This is a genomic window from Bradyrhizobium genomosp. I (2014) (genome assembly GCF_000261685.1).
Classification (GTDB): Bacteria; Pseudomonadota; Alphaproteobacteria; order Rhizobiales; family Xanthobacteraceae; genus Bradyrhizobium.
Window position 1 is genome coordinate 1 of the sequence record NZ_AJQE01000221.1, and the last position, 16,375, is coordinate 16,375.

The 16,375-nt window shown below is 65.0% G+C and carries 11 protein-coding genes; 5 read left to right on the top strand and 6 right to left on the bottom strand.

Features of this window, described 5'->3' with window-relative positions; translation table 11 throughout:
* Nucleotides 1–275: 275 nt before the first annotated feature.
* The 3 genes from IC50_RS21190 to IC50_RS21200 all read left to right on the top strand — a co-directional run bounded on the left by IC50_RS21190 (nucleotide 276) and on the right by IC50_RS21200 (nucleotide 6,502).
* Entirely contained in the window at nucleotides 276–1,970 is a 1,695-nt protein-coding gene (locus IC50_RS21190) for a methyl-accepting chemotaxis protein (protein WP_035709178.1), read from the top strand.
* 169 nt (nucleotides 1,971–2,139) lie between these two features.
* The gene (locus IC50_RS21195; RefSeq protein WP_035709228.1) at nucleotides 2,140–5,319 is read left to right on the top strand and encodes an efflux RND transporter permease subunit; all 3,180 of its coding nucleotides are present in this window, start codon (nucleotides 2,140–2,142) and stop codon (nucleotides 5,317–5,319) included.
* Nucleotides 5,306–6,502, top strand: coding sequence for an efflux RND transporter periplasmic adaptor subunit (locus tag IC50_RS21200; RefSeq protein ID WP_035709182.1), 1,197 nt, complete (start codon nucleotides 5,306–5,308; stop codon nucleotides 6,500–6,502). Before IC50_RS21195 ends, IC50_RS21200 begins: the two co-directional genes overlap by 14 nt.
* Before the next feature lie 146 nt (nucleotides 6,503–6,648).
* On the opposite strand, the gene IC50_RS21205 is transcribed toward IC50_RS21200, so the two are convergent.
* A complete protein-coding gene (locus IC50_RS21205) occupies nucleotides 6,649–8,157 on the bottom strand; it encodes an acetyl-CoA acetyltransferase (RefSeq protein WP_035709185.1) in 1,509 nt (502 codons plus the stop codon).
* Nucleotides 8,158–8,294: 137 nt separating this feature from the next.
* Nucleotides 8,295–9,428 (bottom strand): nitronate monooxygenase, encoded by a 1,134-nt coding sequence (locus IC50_RS21210; RefSeq protein WP_035709187.1) that lies wholly within the window; start codon nucleotides 9,426–9,428, stop codon nucleotides 8,295–8,297.
* Nucleotides 9,429–9,682: 254 nt separating this feature from the next.
* Between IC50_RS21210 and IC50_RS21215 the strand changes: the two genes are divergently transcribed.
* A complete protein-coding gene (locus tag IC50_RS21215) occupies nucleotides 9,683–11,338 on the top strand; it encodes a flavin-containing monooxygenase (protein ID WP_035709231.1) in 1,656 nt (551 codons plus the stop codon).
* A gap of 233 nt (nucleotides 11,339–11,571) precedes the next feature.
* Nucleotides 11,572–12,447 carry a glutathione-dependent disulfide-bond oxidoreductase gene (gene yghU / locus IC50_RS21220; RefSeq protein ID WP_035709190.1) on the top strand — a complete coding sequence of 292 codons (876 nt, stop codon included), beginning with the start codon at nucleotides 11,572–11,574 and terminating at the stop codon, nucleotides 12,445–12,447.
* Nucleotides 12,448–12,651: 204 nt separating this feature from the next.
* On the opposite strand, the gene IC50_RS21225 is transcribed toward yghU, so the two are convergent.
* From IC50_RS21225 to IC50_RS21240, 4 genes are all read right to left on the bottom strand, one after another.
* On the bottom strand, nucleotides 12,652–13,269 hold the full coding sequence (locus IC50_RS21225; RefSeq protein ID WP_035709191.1) for a flavin reductase family protein: 618 nt from the start codon (nucleotides 13,267–13,269) through the stop codon (nucleotides 12,652–12,654).
* 146 nt (nucleotides 13,270–13,415) lie between these two features.
* Nucleotides 13,416–14,693 carry an acyl-CoA dehydrogenase family protein gene (locus IC50_RS21230; protein WP_035709193.1) on the bottom strand — a complete coding sequence of 426 codons (1,278 nt, stop codon included), beginning with the start codon at nucleotides 14,691–14,693 and terminating at the stop codon, nucleotides 13,416–13,418.
* A 292-nt stretch (nucleotides 14,694–14,985) separates the two neighbouring features.
* Entirely contained in the window at nucleotides 14,986–15,366 is a 381-nt protein-coding gene (locus tag IC50_RS21235) for a VOC family protein (protein WP_035709195.1), read from the bottom strand.
* A gap of 129 nt (nucleotides 15,367–15,495) precedes the next feature.
* Complete coding sequence (locus IC50_RS21240) at nucleotides 15,496–16,275, bottom strand: SDR family NAD(P)-dependent oxidoreductase (protein ID WP_035709197.1); 780 nt, start codon at nucleotides 16,273–16,275, stop codon at nucleotides 15,496–15,498.
* Nucleotides 16,276–16,375: the final 100 nt, after the last annotated feature.

Sequence of the window (16,375 nt, forward strand, 5' to 3'; positions counted from 1 at the left end):
GACTCGGGCCGGCTCAAGACCGAGGTCGGGAAGTTCCTGACCAACGTCCGAGCCGCGTAAAGCGCGGCAGCCCATCTATCAAAGCCAGGAGCGGCGCCGAATGCGCCGCTCCTTCTCTTGGGTGCGTGATGTCGCTTCCGAGGTTGTGCCAGTAATCTTACGGGCGCGCCGTTTCATCGATGGTTAAATCCGATTTGCGAGAGCTGGGCAGGGTGATCTCGCAAGGGACTCCCATTGGAATGATTCCATGCTGAACGCGGTTTGTGGGGAGCCCGATGCGCAAGAATTTTCCGGTCACTGCTGTCGAATATCCCGTCAGTGACGAGACGCTGATCGTTTCGCGGACCGATCTCAAGGGCAAGCTCACCTACTTCAATGAGGATTTCATTGCCGCTGCCGGCTTCACGTCGGCCGAGCTCATGGGCCAGCCGCACAACATCGTTCGCCACCCCGACATGCCGCCGGAGGCGTTCGACAATCTCTGGGAGACGCTGAAGACGGGCAAGCCCTGGCTCGGCGCAGTAAAGAACCGCCGCAAGAACGGCGACTTCTACTGGGTGCTGGCGACGGCCTCTCCGATCCGCGAGAACGGCCAGGTCAAAGGCTATACCTCGATCCGCACCAGGCTGCCGGCCGACCAGCGCAAGCTCGCCGAAGAGGTCTACGCTGCGATCCGCGAGAAGAAACCGCATGGCTATCGCATCGACGCCGGCATCATCCGTCGCCGCTCGCTGCTCGACCGCTTCAGCATCTTCACCGGAACGCTGAAGGCACGCCTGGTCACGACGATGGTGCTCCAGGCGCTGTTCATGCTCGCGCTCGGGGGCGGCGGCGCGCTCGCCACCGGCGGTTCGGCCAGCCTGATCCTGTCGCTGCTCGCTGTCGTCGGTGCCGGCATCATCGGCTTCGCCGGCCTTGCAACCATGCGGGCGATCCAGGGGCCGATGCAGCAGCTCAATGACACTTTGCTCAACCTCGTGCAGGACAAGCTCGATAACCGCATCGTGATCGAGCGCGACGACGAGATCGGCGAGGCGCTGCGCAACCTCCAGACCGTGCAGACCATCATCCGCTTCAGCCGCGACGAGGTGCAGGCGGTACAGCGCCGTGCCGAGACACAGCGCAAGGCCGACATGACGAAGCTTGCCGACGGTTTCGAGGCCGCGATCGGCGAGATCGTCGAGACCGTGTCCTCGGCCGCAACCGAACTCGAGGCTTCGGCCTCGACGCTGTCCTCGACCGCGGGCCGGGCGCAGGAATTGGCGACGGCGGTCGCAACCGGTTCGGAAGCAGCGTCGACCAACGTCCATTCGGTGGCTTCGGCGGCCGAAGAGATGTCGTCCTCGGTGCGCGAGATCGGCCGGCAGGTGCAGGATTCCTCCCGGATCGCGAACGAGGCGGTCGGTCAGGCCCACGCCACCACCGAACGTGTCAGTGAATTGTCACGGGCAGCATCGCGGATCGGCGACGTCGTCGAGCTCATCAACGCGATTGCCGGCCAGACCAACCTGCTGGCGCTCAATGCCACGATCGAGGCGGCGCGCGCGGGCGAGGCCGGTCGAGGCTTCGCGGTGGTGGCCTCCGAGGTCAAGGCGCTCGCAGAGCAGACGGCCAAGGCCACTGGCGAGATCGGCCAGCAGGTCGGCGGCATTCAGGCGGCGACGCAGGATTCGGTTAGCGCCATCGGCGAGATCAGCGGCACCATCGCGCGTCTGTCGGAGATCGCCTCGGCGATCGCGGCGGCCGTGGAGCAGCAGGGCGCAGCGACCCAGGAGATCGCCCGCAACGTTCAGCAGGCCGCCCAGGGGACTCAGCAGGTCTCGTCCAACGTCGGCGACGTCCAGCGCGGCGCCTCCGAAACCGGCTCGGCGTCGTCGCAGGTGCTGTCCGCGGCGCAGATGCTGTCGCGCGACTCCAACCGCCTCAAGCTCGAAGTCGGCAAGTTCCTGAACTCGGTCCGTGCCGCCTGACGTGCGCGGCCGCATGGCTGCGATGTAGATTTCGCAGTGCGATAGCAGGGAAGTGAATGCCGGATAGTCGCCGGGGATTGGCGTTCCGGCGGTGCTCGGGTAAAGGGGGAAAGGGGATCGCCGTGGGGGCGGATTCCTCAATCCTTGTTTGACCTGGATCGCCTGGCGCATGATTGCACTGGTCCGTATTGCCCTGAGCCGGCCCTATACGTTCGTGGTGCTAGCGCTGCTGCTGCTGATCATCGGACCGCTCGCGGCGCTGCGAACCCCGACTGACATTTTCCCGGACATCCGTATCCCCGTCATCGGCGTGGTCTGGCAATACACCGGCCTGCCGCCGGACCAGATGTCCGGCCGTATCACCACGCCCTTTCAGCGCGCGCTGACGACCACCGTCAACGACATCGAACATATCACCGCCAACTCCTATAACGGCTTTGGCATCATCAAGATCTTCTTCCAGCCCAACGTCGACATCCGCACCGCCAACGCGCAGGTCACCGCGATCTCGCAGACGCTGATCAAGCAGATGCCGCCGGGCGCGACGCCGCCCTTGATCCTGAACTACTCGGCTTCCACCGTGCCGATCATCCAAGTGGCGCTGTCGGGCGACGGCCTCACCGAGCAGAATCTCGCCGACATCGGCATCAACCAGCTTCGCACGCCGCTGGTCACTGTCCCGGGCGCTGCGATCCCGTATCCCTTCGGCGGCAAGCAGCGCCAGGTCCAGATCGACCTCAATCCCACCGCGCTCCAGGCCCGCGGCCTCTCCGGCCAGGACGTCGCCAATGCGCTCGCCGCCCAGAACCTGATCACGCCGGTCGGCACCCAGAAGATCGGCCAGTTCGAGTACAACATCCAGCTCAACAACTCGCCGCTCCGGATCGACGAGCTCGGCAATCTGCCGATCAGGGCCGTCAACGGCGCCATGGTCTATGTGCGCGACGTCGCCACGGTGCGCGACGGCAATCCGCCGCAGACCAACATCGTCCATGTCGACGGCAACCGCTCGGTGCTGATGATGGTGCTGAAGGCGGGTGCGACTTCGACGCTCGACATCATCGCCGGCATCAAGCAGAAGGTCATCGACGTCAAGGACCAACTCCCGGACGCGCTCAAGATCGGCTTCATCGGTGATCAGTCGGTGTTCGTCCGCGGCGCGATCCAGGGCGTCGCCTTCGAGGGCGTGATCGCCGCGCTGCTTACCAGCGTCATGATCCTCTTGTTCCTCGGCAGCTGGCGCTCGACCATCATCATCGCGGTCTCGATCCCGCTGTCGGTGCTGGGCGCCATCATCATGCTGTCGGCGATCGGCGAGACGCTGAACATCATGACGCTCGGCGGCCTCGCGCTCGCGGTCGGCATCCTCGTCGACGACGCCACGGTCACGATCGAGAACATCAACTACCATCTGGAGCAAGGCAAGCCGGTCGAGCAGTCGATCCTCGACGGCGCCAACCAGATCGTGACGCCGGCCTTCGTCTCGCTGCTCTGCATCTGCATCGTGTTCGTGCCGATGTTCTTCCTCACCGGCGTCGCGCGCTTCCTGTTCGTGCCAATGGCCGAAGCGGTGATGTTCGCGATGATCTGGTCGTTCATCCTGTCGCGCACGCTGGTGCCGACCATGGCGAACTATCTGCTGCAGGCGCACGTCCACCACGAGGGTGCCCCGCCGAAGTCGCGCAATCCGCTCGTCTGGGTCCAGCGCGGCTTCGAGGCGCGGTTCGAGCGCATCCGCGGCGGTTACCGCGGGCTGCTCGGCCTTGCGCTGGCGCATCGCGCGGTGTTCGTGATCGGCTTTCTCTGCCTCGTCGGCGCGTCCTTCGCGCTGGTGCCGTTCCTCGGCCGCAATTTCTTTCCCGCGGTCGACGCAGGCAACATCCTGATGCATGTCCGCACGCAAGTAGGCACCCGCGTCGAGGAGACCGCGAACCAGCTCGCCGACGTGCAAAAGGCGGTGCGCAAGCTGATCCCGGGCGAGATCGAGACCATGACCGACAATATCGGCATGCCGATCTCCGGCATCAACATGACCTACAACAACACCGGCGTGATCGGCCCGCAGGACGGCGACATTCAGATCAAGCTGAAGGAAGGCCACAAGCCAACCGAGGAGCATGTCCGCGTGCTGCGTGAGCAATTGCCGCGCCTGTTCCCGGGTGTCAGCTTTGCGTTCCTCCCCGCAGACATCGTCAGCCAGATCCTGAATTTCGGTGCGCCGGCACCGATCGACCTGCAAATCCGCGGCGCCAATCTCAGTGCGAATTTCGCTTATGCCAACAGCCTGCTGGCAAAGGTCCGCAAGATTGCCGGCGTTGCCGATGCGCGCATCCAGCAGTCGCCGAACAACCCGACCTTCAACATCGATGTCGACCGCACCCGCGCGCAATATGTCGGTCTGACCGAACGCGACGTCACCAACAGCCTCGTCGTCAATCTCGCCGGCTCCTCGCAGGTGGCGCCAACCTATTACCTCAACCCCGATAACGGCGTGTCCTATTCGATCGTGATGCAGACGCCGCAATATCAGATGGACTCGCTCAGCGCGCTGCAGACGCTGCCGATCACCGCGGCGGGCAATTCGCAGTCGCCGATCCTCGGCGGCATCGCCGACATCAGGCGCTCGACGTCGAGCGCGGTCGTCTCGCAATACGACATCCAGCCGATGGTGCAGATCTTTGCCACGACCTCGGGCCGCGATCTCGGTGCGGTTGCCGCCGACATCCGAAAGGTGATCGCCGACACCGCCAAGGAAGTGCCGAAGGGTTCCTCCGTGGTGCTGCTCGGCCAGGTGCAGACCATGAACGGCGCCTTCACCGGCCTGCTGTTTGGCCTGCTCGGGGCAGTCGTGCTGATCTACTTCCTGATCGTCGTGAACTTCCAGTCCTGGTCCGACCCGTTCGTGATCGTCACCGCGTTGCCGGCCGCGCTCGCCGGCATCGTCTGGATGCTGTTCATGACCGAGACCACGCTGTCGGTGCCGGCACTCACCGGCGCGATCATGTGCATGGGCGTTGCCACCGCCAACAGCGTGCTGGTGATCGCCTTCGCCCGCGAGCGCTATGCGGAGCTCGGCGATCCCGTCGCGGCCGCGCTCGAAGCCGGCTTCGTCCGGTTCCGCCCGGTGCTGATGACGGCGCTCGCCATGATCATCGGCATGGCGCCGATGGCCCTGGGGCTGGGCGAGGGCGGCGAGCAGAATGCGCCACTTGGGCGTGCCGTGATCGGCGGCCTGATCTTTGCAACGTTCGCCACGCTGATGTTTGTTCCCGTGGTGTTCAGCATGGTCCACAAGAAACAAGGCGCCAAAGCCGCCGCCTCATTGGAGACTCCGCATGTCGCCCACTGAACCCCGCTCCCCGGTGTCGCACCGGAAACTGGGCATCTTCGGCGTGGCGGCGCTGATTGCGGCAGGCCTCGTTGTCGGCTCCGGCATCCGCGCCCGCGAGGAGCAGGGCTCCAAGCTGAAGGAATGGACCGACGACCAGGCCGTTCCCAGCGTCGCGGTGTCGCTGCCCAATGCCAAGAACCTCAACGCCACCATCGATCTGCCGGGCCGGCTGGAAGCCTATTACCGCGCCCCGATCTTCGCGCGCGTGTCGGGCTATCTGAAAAGCTGGAGTGCCGACATCGGCGCCCGGGTCAAGGCCGGGCAGGTGATCGCCGAGATCGAGGCGCCGGACCTCGACCAGCAACTGCTGCAGGCGCGCGCCGACCTCGCCAGCCAGCAGGCCAGCGCGAGACTGTCGGAAGCAACGCTGAACCGGCGCAAGACGCTGGTCGCCTCCAACTTCGTCTCCGCACAGGAGATCGACGAGCGCACTGCCGACCTCTCCAACAAGAAGGCCGCCGTCAATTCGGGCCAGGCCAACGTCGAGCGCCTGGAGGCGCTTGCCGGCTACAAGAAGATCACGGCGCCATTCGACGGCGTGGTCACGGCGCGCGACACCGACGTCGGCGCCTTGATCAATGCCGGCGGCGGCTCGGGGCCGGCGATGTTCGTGGTCTCCGACATCACCAAGCTGCGCGTCTACGTCAACGTACCCCAGAACTACGTGCCGGCGATCAAGATCGGCGCCAAGGCCACCATCACGCTGCCGGAATATCCGAACCGGACATTTCAGGCGACGGTGGAGGCTTCCTCGCAGGCGGTCGATGTCGCCTCCGGCACCACGCGCATGCAGCTCGGGCTCGACAATTCCAGCGGCGAACTGATGCCCGGCGGCTATGCCAGCGTGAAGCTGAGCCTCCAGCGCGACTCCGCGCCGCTCAGCATCCCCGCCAGCGCCCTGATCTTCAACGGCAGCGGCCTGCGTGTCGCGACGGTCGGTGCGGACGACAAGGTGCTGTTCAAGCCTGTGACGATCGCGCGCGATCTCGGCCGTGAAATCGAGCTCGCGTCGGGCGTCGCGCCGGACGACCGCGTCATCACCGCGCCGCCGGATGGTCTGTCGGATGGCGATGCGGTCCGCGTCGTCGGCGCCAAAGGCAAGCCGGCAACGGCGTCCGAGAAGCAGGCACCGAAGAGCTAGGGTGGTCTCGTGCCCCGGACGCAGCGCAGCACGAAGTGATGCGCTGCCGAGCCGGGGCCCATCTCTCCTCGCTGTACCGTGTAGCTTCCGGGTCCCGGCTCTGCGGAGCGGCATGACATGCCGCGCCGCGTCCGGGACACGAGAGCTTACGCCACCCGCCACTCCGGCACACCATCCGCCGCCATTGCGATCTCGCCGATTGAGCCGACCGGCGTGCGATCCATGTTGAGCAGATGCGCCAGCGTCGCGCCGTCGGTTGCCGGAATCCGCGCCAGCGTGCGGCGATCGTCTTCGGTGCGCAGCATCACCACGCCGTGCTCGACATCGCCGCTGCGGCCATAGAGCACCGTAAAGCTCTCGACCTTGCCTTTGCCTCCGGCCTCGGTGACGAACTCCGGCACCGTGCGCTTGTTGCGGTCGGCCTCGGCCTGCACGCTCGTCTCCTGCGTCAACGCTTCGCGTGGCGCCGTCGTCGAAACGACGAGCGCGTGGTGCTTGGTGACGAAGCCGCCCTGGCCGTAGAGCAGGCCGAGTCTTGCGCCGCCGCGCAGACGCCGTACCATCGCACAGGCCGCGTGCGTCATGTAGGTATTGAGCGGCGCGCCGAAGAAGGTGAGGCCGCCGGTCACGGTCGGCTGCACGTCGGCACCGAGCCCCAGCATTCGCCGCGCCATCTTGGGCACGCAAGGAAAGCAGCTGTAGAGCTCGATCGCATCGAACTTTTGGCCGTCGCCGCCGGCGAGGTCCATCACGCTACTGAGCACCGCGTTCTGCGGATGGCTCTCGTAGAACTGATCGCGCAAGAGATAGTCGCGCGGCTCCTCCGCCGAGGCGCCGCCGAGCGGATAGACGAGCTTGTCTTCCGCGATGCCGAGCGCGCGCGCCTTGGCCAGACTGGTCAACAGCAAGGCACCGCCCATGTTGACGCTGGGATTGGCGACCATGAGCTTGTTGTAGGGCCACGCGATCAGGCGATTGTCCGCGGTCGGCGTCGTGATCTCCTCCGGCGTATGGCGCCGCTTCAGCCAGGCATTTGGGTTTTGCGCGGCGGCCTCCGAATAGCGCGACCACAGCGTGCCCGACTCCGCCATCGCCTCGCGCGGCGTCTGGCCCCAATGGGCAGAGGAAGCCGCTTCATAGAACGGATAGACGGTGACGGGGCGGAACACGCCGAGCTTGACCGCCAGCGGCTTCTGGAACGCCGCGCCGCGCTTGGGCTCCTCGACGTCATGCGCGAACGGCGTCCATGGCAGCTTGATGCCGGCACGCTCGGCCTTTGTCGCGGTCGACTGCGCCTCCGCGCCGCAGACCGCCGCCACGCTGCATTCGCCCCGCGCGATGCGCTTGGCCGCCTCGTGGATGTATCGGATCGGGCTTTCGCCGCCGACCGGGCCGTAATGGCAATGCGAAGGCGCGATCCCGAGCCGTTGCGCCAAGAGCTGCTCCGGATCGCGATAGCGCCAGCTCAGGAAGTTGACGACGTCGAGCGACTGCACCTCGCCGAGCAGCTTTGCGCCGGCATCCGCCTCGGCGCGCCGCAGTGCTTGCTCCAAGAGATCGAGCGGCTCGAGACCATCGGTGATTTCCTTCGGGCGGTCGACGATCTCGCCGATGCCGACGATGACGGGGATGCAGGCAGGGGAAACATTCGTCATTGTTCTTGCTTCTTCACTCTCTCAGATATCTCCGACCTCATCCTGAGGAGCCTGCGAAGCAGGCGTCTCGAAGGATGGCCGCGGGCTCTCATGGTTCGAGACGGCGCTTGCGCGCCTCCTCACCATGAGGTCTACACCTACTCCGCCACCAGCGCATTCATGTGCTCGACGGCTTCGGCGAACTCTTCCTTGAACTCCTGCACCACGGCGCCCGCCGATTTCACGCTGTCGATCAGGCCGACGCCCTGGCCGACGAAATAGCTGACGAGATCGCGCGCCTTGGCGTTGCCGCTCGCCGCCGCGCGGTCGATCGAATGGAAGGCGTCGCGGCTGATGATGCTTTGCAGCGGCATCGGCAGCGCACCCGGGCTTTCCGACGCACGGTCCCAGGCATCCGTCCAGACCGAGCGGAGCTGCCGGGCCGGCTTGCCGGTGCGGCCCTTCGAGCGCACAGCGTCGCGCGAGGAGGCCGCGATCATCTTCTCGCGAAAGATCTCCGTGGTTTCTGCCTCGACCGTCGCAAGCCACACCGAGCCGGTCCAGGCGCCGGCCGCGCCCATCGCCATGCAGGCCGCCATCTGCCGTCCGGTCATGATGCCGCCGGCCGCCAGCACCGGTACGTCGCGGATGGGCTTGATGGCCTTGATCACCTCCGGCACCAGCACCATGGTCGAGACTTCGCCGCAATGGCCGCCGGCCTCGGTGCCCTGCACCACGAGGATGTCGACACCGGCGGCGACCTGGCGCAGGGCGTGCTCCTTGGCGCCGACCAGCGCCGCAACGGGGACACCGTGCTTCTTGCCCATATCGATCATCGCCTTCGGCGGCACGCCCAGCGCATTGGCGATCAGCCGGATCGGATGATTGAATGAGACCTCGAGCAGCCGAAGCGCGGTCTTCGCATCGAACGGCTGCGGCTGGTTGTCGGCAACATCAGTGGTCGTCAGCTCGATGTCGAATTTCCTCAGCAGATTTCGCGTATAGTCGCGGTGCGCTTGCGGTACGCGCGCTTCCAGGCTCTTCCAGGTGACATCCTTCTCGCCCGCCGTGGAGATGTTTTCGGGGATCAGCACGTCGATGCCGTAAGGCTTGCCGTCGACATGCGCGTCGATCCACGCCAATTCGCGTTCGAGCGTCTCAGGCGTGTGCACGGTCGCGCCCAGCACGCCGAAGCCGCCGGCGCGGCTGACGGCGGCGACGACGTCGCGGCAATGGCTGAAGGCGAGCAGCGGGAATTCGATTCCCAGCATGTCGCAGATCGGCGATTTCATGGCGCTCTCCCGGCAGCAGCCTTCGCGTTGCTGTTGTTGCTTTGCCTGCGAAGGCTGCTCGACGCTAGCCCATCGTCGCCCGCGATGCCAAGCCGGATTTGGCCGCGCATCTTGCGTGCAGGCGCCACGAAGCGGACGAGCCATTCCGCTGCACAAAATAAGCAGCGCGGAGCCGCCCGATTTGCCTCTTGCGCTTTCGAGGGCGAAAGCAAATGCTGGCCTACAACAACAGAAAAATCAGGGAGCATCAGCCCATGTCGTCAGCGCAAGCGAGTCCGGCTCAGACCACGGAGGCCTGCGACGTAGTCGTCGTCGGCGCCGGCTTTGCCGGCATGTACATGCTGCATCGCCTGCGCGGGCTCGGCTTCTCCGTACGCGTCTACGAGCAGGGGGGCGGCGTCGGCGGCACATGGTACTGGAACCGCTATCCCGGTGCGCGCTGCGACGTCGAGAGCATGCAATATTCCTACTCGTTCTCCGAAGAGCTCCAGCAGGAATGGGACTGGAGCGAACGCTACGCGCCGCAAGCAGAGATCCTGAAATACGCCAATCACGTCGCCGATCGCTTCGATCTGCGTCGCGACATCCGGTTCAACACCCGCGTCGAGCGCGCCGCTTTCGATGCGCGCGCGACATGCTGGTCGGTGACGACCTCGGACGGCAGGGCGGTCGAAGCCAGATTCGTCGTGCTTGCCACCGGCTGTCTCTCGAACGCACGCAAGCCGGACATCAAGGGCCTGGAAAATTTCAAGGGGCCCGTCTACCACACCGGCAACTGGCCGCATGAAGAGGTCGACTTCACGGGCCTGCGCGTCGGTCTGATCGGCACGGGATCATCGGGCATCCAGTCGGCGCCCATCATCGCCGAACAGGCGAAGCATCTCACGGTGTTTCAGCGAACCGCGAATTTTTCCGTTCCCGCCCGCAACGCCGCGCTGAACGATGAGGAACGCAGCGCGTTCCGCCGGAGCTATCCCGAAATCCGTCGCTTCGCCCGCGAGGTCGCCCGCAATGGCATCTATGCCGAGCAGCCGGATCGCGGCGCGCTCGATGACGACGACGATATCAGGCGCGCAAGATATTCGGCGCGCTGGGAGCGCGGCGGGCTCACCTTCATGTACGCCTACAACAATCTCGGCCTCGACCGGGCCGCGAACGACACCGCGGCGGATTTCGTGCGCGGCAAGATCGCCGAGATCGTGAAGGATCCAGAGACCGCGAAGCTGCTCCAGCCGGACAGCCACCCGATCGGCACCAAGCGCATCTGTGTCGATACCGACTATTTCGCGACTTTCAACCGTCCCAATGTCTCGCTGGTCGATATCAAGGCCAATCCGATCGAGGAGATCACCGCAATCGCGGTGCGCGTCGCGGGCAAGGACCACGAGGTCGACGCGCTGGTGCTGGCTACCGGTTTCGACGCCATGACCGGCTCGGTCGCCAGGATCGACATTGTTGGCCGAGGTGGGCAGACACTGAACCAGAAATGGGCGGAAGGTCCGAAGACCTATCTCGGCCTGATGAGCGCGGGCTTTCCGAACCTCTTCATCATCACCGGGCCCGGCAGCCCATCGGTGCTCTCGAACATGATCGTGTCGATCGAGCAGCATGTCGACTGGATCGCCGATTGCCTCGTTCACATGCGCAAGCAGGCGCTTGCCACCATGGAGGCGGGCAGGGAGGCCGAGGAGCAATGGGTCGCCCATGTCAACGAGGTCGCCCACGGCACGCTCTATCCGCAGGCCAATTCGTGGTACATGGGCGCCAACGTCCCCGGCAAGCCGCGGATCTTCATGCCCTATATCGGCGGTGTCGGCGTCTACCGGCGGATCTGCGACGAGGTCGCGGCCAAGGGATATGAAGGGTTCTTGCTGGGGCGGGGGGAGCAGCCGCAGGCGGCGGCGTCCTAGGTGACGTCGTCATTCCGGGGCTCGCGAAGCGAGAGCCCGGAATCCATTTCTCAGAGCTTCCCTGCGGGCGATGGATTCCGGGCTCGCCCTATGGGCGCCCCGGAATGACGTGGGAGGGGGCCTGCCATGACAAAACGTGGAGTTGCCCCGCCCGGCAATGCATTTCGGCGCCCTTGTCATCGGCCGTTCGCGGGCTAATTAATGCAGACGCATCTTTCCGCCGGAGCCCTCGCATGACCGACACCCCCGCCTACGTGCCGCCCAAAGTCTGGACCTGGAACAAGGAGAATGGCGGGCAGTTCGCCAGCATCAACCGTCCGATCGCCGGCCCCACCCATGACAAGGAACTTCCGGTCGGCAAGCACCCGCTCCAGCTCTATTCACTGGCGACGCCGAACGGGGTGAAGGTCACGGTGATGCTGGAGGAGCTTCTGGCGCTCGGCCACAAGGGCGCCGAATACGACGCCTGGCTGATCAGAATCGGCAACGGCGACCAGTTCGGCAGCGGTTTTGTCGACATCAATCCCAACTCCAAGATCCCGGCGCTGATGGACCGCTCCGGTCCGGAGCCGATCCGGGTGTTCGAGTCCGGCTCGATCCTGTTCTATCTCGCCGAGAAGTTCGGCGCCTTCCTGCCGAAGGACATCAAGACCCGCACCGAGGCGATGTCCTGGCTGTTCTGGCAGATGGGCAGCGCGCCCTATCTCGGCGGCGGCTTCGGCCATTTCTACGCCTACGCGCCGTTCAAGATCGAATACGCCATCGACCGCTTTGCGATGGAGACCAAGCGCCAGCTCGACGTGCTCGACCGGCGGCTCGCCGATAATGAATATCTCGCCGGCAAGGAGTACACGATCGCCGACATGGCGGTGTGGCCCTGGTACGGCGCGCTCGCCAAGGGCCTGGTCTATGGCGCCGGCGAATTTTTGTCGGTGCAGGACTACAAGAACGTGCAGCGCTGGACCGACCAGATCGCGCAGCGACCCGCCGTGAAGCGCGGCCGCATGGTCAACCGCGTCTCCGGCGATCCCGCCAGCCAACTCCACGAACGCCACGACGCATCCGATTTCGAGACCAAGACGCAGGACAAGCTCGCGCCGGCGACGTAAGGCGGCGCGCTCTTTCTTCACCTCGCCCGGCTCGCGGCAGGGCTATCGCATTTGAGAGTCTTTCCCTGCGGCCATCCTTCGAGACGCCCGCCTTTGGCGGGCTCCTCGAAGGACGAGGCGCTTGCTCAGACCCTGCCAAGAACTCATATGCGATGGCCCTGCCACAGGCGGGGCGGGGAGACGCACCTCGTGCGCGGCGCGCGGCTACTTCCTCTTCACGCCCTCCGCCGCCGGAAACACCACGCGGTCATCGGTGCGGCAGTAGCGGTCGGCGAACATGCGGCCGATCGGGTGGTAGCGGTCCATGTGCACCCGCATCGCCTCGGGATCCCAGAGTTCGTCGCGGATGTGGAAGTGGACGCCTTCGCCCATGATGAGACGGCGATCGTCGTTGATGTCGATCAACTTCCAGAGTTTGCACTCCATCGCCCAGGGCGCGTCGGCCAACCGGGGCACGGCGATCTTCGTTGAAGGAGCGAGCTTCAGGCCGAGATAGTCGGGTTCACCGACCTCAGGCGGAAAGTCGCCACTGCTCTCGTGCATCGCCTTTGCCAGCGGCTCGTCGGCGATGTTGACCACGAATTCGCCGGTTCGCTGGATGTTGAGAAACGTGTCCTTGTCCTGACCGTTCGGCTTGCGGTTCGCCGCGAACATGCAGAGCGGCGGGTCCTCGCAGAATGCGTTGAAGAAGCTGAACGGTGCGGCGTTGACCACTCCGGTCGGCCCGACCGAGGTCACCCAGGCGATCGGCCGCGGTAATATGAAGGAGGTCAGCACCTTGTAGCGCTCGCGTGGCGTGAGGTCGCTGGCGGCGTAATCCATGGTGGCTCCGTGGCGAGGTGTGACTTCGTAGGGCGGATTAGCCGTAGGCGTAATCCGCCATCTCGCAAGAGAAAGGCGGATTACGCTCCGCTAATCCGCCCTACGATACGGGCTCTCCCCGTAAGAAAGGGGAGAGAGGCGATGCCTCACGCCATGCTCAACTCGTGCCGGCCGACCACCATCCAGTGCACCTCGTCCGGACCGTCGGCAAAGCGCAGATGCCGCACGTCCTGGTACATCTCCGCGAGCGGGGTCCAGTGCGAGATGCCGGTGGCGCCGTGCATCTGGATCGCCTGATCGATGATCTTGCAGGCGCGCTCCGGCACCATGGCCTTGACCATGGAGACCCAGACGCGGGCCTCCTTGTTGCCGAGCACGTCCATGGCCTTGGCGGCCTTCAGCACCATCAGCCGCATCGCCTCGATCTCGCAGCGCGCCTGCGCGATGATCTGCATGTTGCCGCCGAGATGGGCGATCTTCTTGCCGAAGGCCTCGCGGGTCAGGCCCCGCTGCACCATCAAATCGAGCGCCTTCTCGGCCTTGCCGATGGTGCGCATGCAGTGATGAATGCGGCCCGGCCCGAGGCGGAGCTGCGAGATTTCGAAGCCGCGACCTTCGCCGAGCAGCATGTTCTCCTTCGGTACGCGGACGTTGTTGAAGCGCATGTGCATGTGGCCGCGCGGGGCGTGATCCTGGCCGAACACGTACATGGGGCCGAGCACCTCGACTCCGGGGGTGTCGCGCGGCACCAGGATCTGCGACTGCTGCTTGCTCGGCGCCGCATCGGGATTGGTCTTCACCATCACGATCAGGATCTTGCAGCGGGGATCGCCGAGACCGGAGATGTAATATTTCTCGCCGTTGATGACCCATTCGTCGCCGACGAGCTTGGCCGTGGTCGAGATGTTCTTGGCGTCGGAGGAGGCGACGTTCGGCTCGGTCATGACATAGGCCGACCGGATCTCGCCGTTGAGCAGCGGCTTCAGCCACTTCTCCTTCTGCTCCTTGGTGCCGACGCGCTCCAGCACCTCCATGTTGCCGGTGTCGGGCGCCGAGCAGTTCATGGTCTCCGAGGCCAGCGGGCTCTTGCCGAGCTCGGCCGCGATATAGGCGTAGTCGAGATTCTTCAGGCCCTGGCCGGTCTCGTCATCGGGCAGGAAGAAGTTCCAGAGGCCTTCCTGCTTGGCCTTGTTCTTGGCCTTCTCCAGCACCTCGAGCTGCTTCGGCGTGAAGCTCCAGCGATCTTCCTTGCCTTCGCCGGCCTTGGCGAACTCGATCGACATCGGCTCGACCGTGTCGCGGATGAATTTCTTGACGTGATCGTAGAGCGGCCGGACCTGGTCCGACATCCTGAGGTCGTTGAGCTCGTCGCCGGGATTGAGAGTGTAGTTGGTGGTGCGGGGAATGTAGGTGTGTTTTGTCATTGTTCCTCCCGGGGCGCTGAGATCGAATTAGCCGGCAGAATAGTCGCAGCCCGGCCAAAGTGCGAGCGCGCATTTTTGACGCGCGGGCGTGCCATGTGATGGAATTTGGCGAAGGCGTTTGAAATGTTGTTTGAATGGGGGGAGGTATGCTTCGCACGCCCGCGCCACACTCTCCGCCGTCATCGCCCGCGCAGGCGGGCGATCCAGTACTCCGAGACGGCAGTGATTGTATCGAGAAGCTGCGGCGTACTGGATTCCCCGCCTTCGCGGGGAATGACGGCACCCTGAGCGATCAGTTCGCCATCCGATGCATCGCGCAGATCTTGTTGCCGTCGAGATCGCGCAGGTAGGCCAGATAGAGCTTGCCGCCGGGGCCCTGACGTACGCCGGGCGGGTCCTCGATGGATTTTGCGCCGGCTGCGACACCAGCCGCGTGCCACGCGTCGACCTGCTCCGGGGAGCTGCAGGCAAAGCCGATGGTGCCGCCATTCGCGCAGGTCGCCGGTTCGCCGTTGATCGGCTTCGAGACCGAGAACACGCCGGTCTTGGTGATGTAGAAGATGCGATGGCCGTCGACCCTGGCCGGCCGCACTTCGAGCGTGCCGAGCAGCTTGTCGTAGAACGACTTGGCCCTGTCCAGGTCGTTGGTGCCGATCATGACGTGTGAAAACATTTGCCCGTTCCCTCTGCGCTCACAAACCAGAAACCGCGGCGTGGGCAAAGCGCAGCGTGCCCACCACCACACTCGCAGGTGCTTGTGACGGGCACGGCGCAGGAGCGCCGTTGCCCACCCTGCAAGATCTCAAAACGCCGTATAGCCGCCGTCGATCACGAACGTATCCGCGGTGTGATAGGACGAGGCCTTGCTCATCAGATACACCGCGATGCCGCCGAAATCGGATGCCTCGCCGAAGCGCCGCATCGGAATGCGCGGCATCACGTTGGCGACGAACTTGTCGTTGGCCATGAGGCCTGATGTCATGTCGCTCTTGATCCAGCCGGGCAGGATTGCGTTCGCGGTGACGCCGTGGCGCGCCAGCTCGACGCCGAGCGCGCGCACCAGCGCGTTGATGGCGGCCTTGGTCGCGGCATAATGTTCGTTGCGTGCGGTGCCGAAGATCGAGGCGAGGCTCGAGGTCGCGACCAGGCGGCCGAACGGATCGCCGGCATTGGCGCGCTCCGTCATGTGCTTCGCCGCGGCCTGGAACGCGTGGAACACGCCGTCGAGATTGGTCGCAAACATCGTGCGCCATTCCTCCTCGGTGCGCTCGATGAAGGAGCGTCGGCCGCCACCGCCGATCCCGGCATTGGCGAAGCAGCCGTCGACCCGGCCGAAGGTGTCGAGCGTCGCCTTCATCGCGGCATCGACCGAGGCCGGGTCGGTGACGTCGCAGACGCGGGTGTCGGTCTTGCCGGGAAGGCCGGCCAGGCTCGCGGCAGCGCTCTTGTTCTTGTCGGGATTGCGGCCCCAGATCGAGACGTTGCAGCCCTGGGCCGCGAGCGCCTGCGCGATGCCGAGCCCGATGCCGCCATTGCCGCCGGTGATCACGGCCACGCGGCCGGAGAGGTCGAAAAGGTCCATGCGCGTTTCCCGTTTCTGGCAAGACTTCTCTGGCAAGACTTCGTGGCGTGAGGCGCATCAGCCGCTGCGCACAAGATTGCTTGGTATGCTGCGATCACCA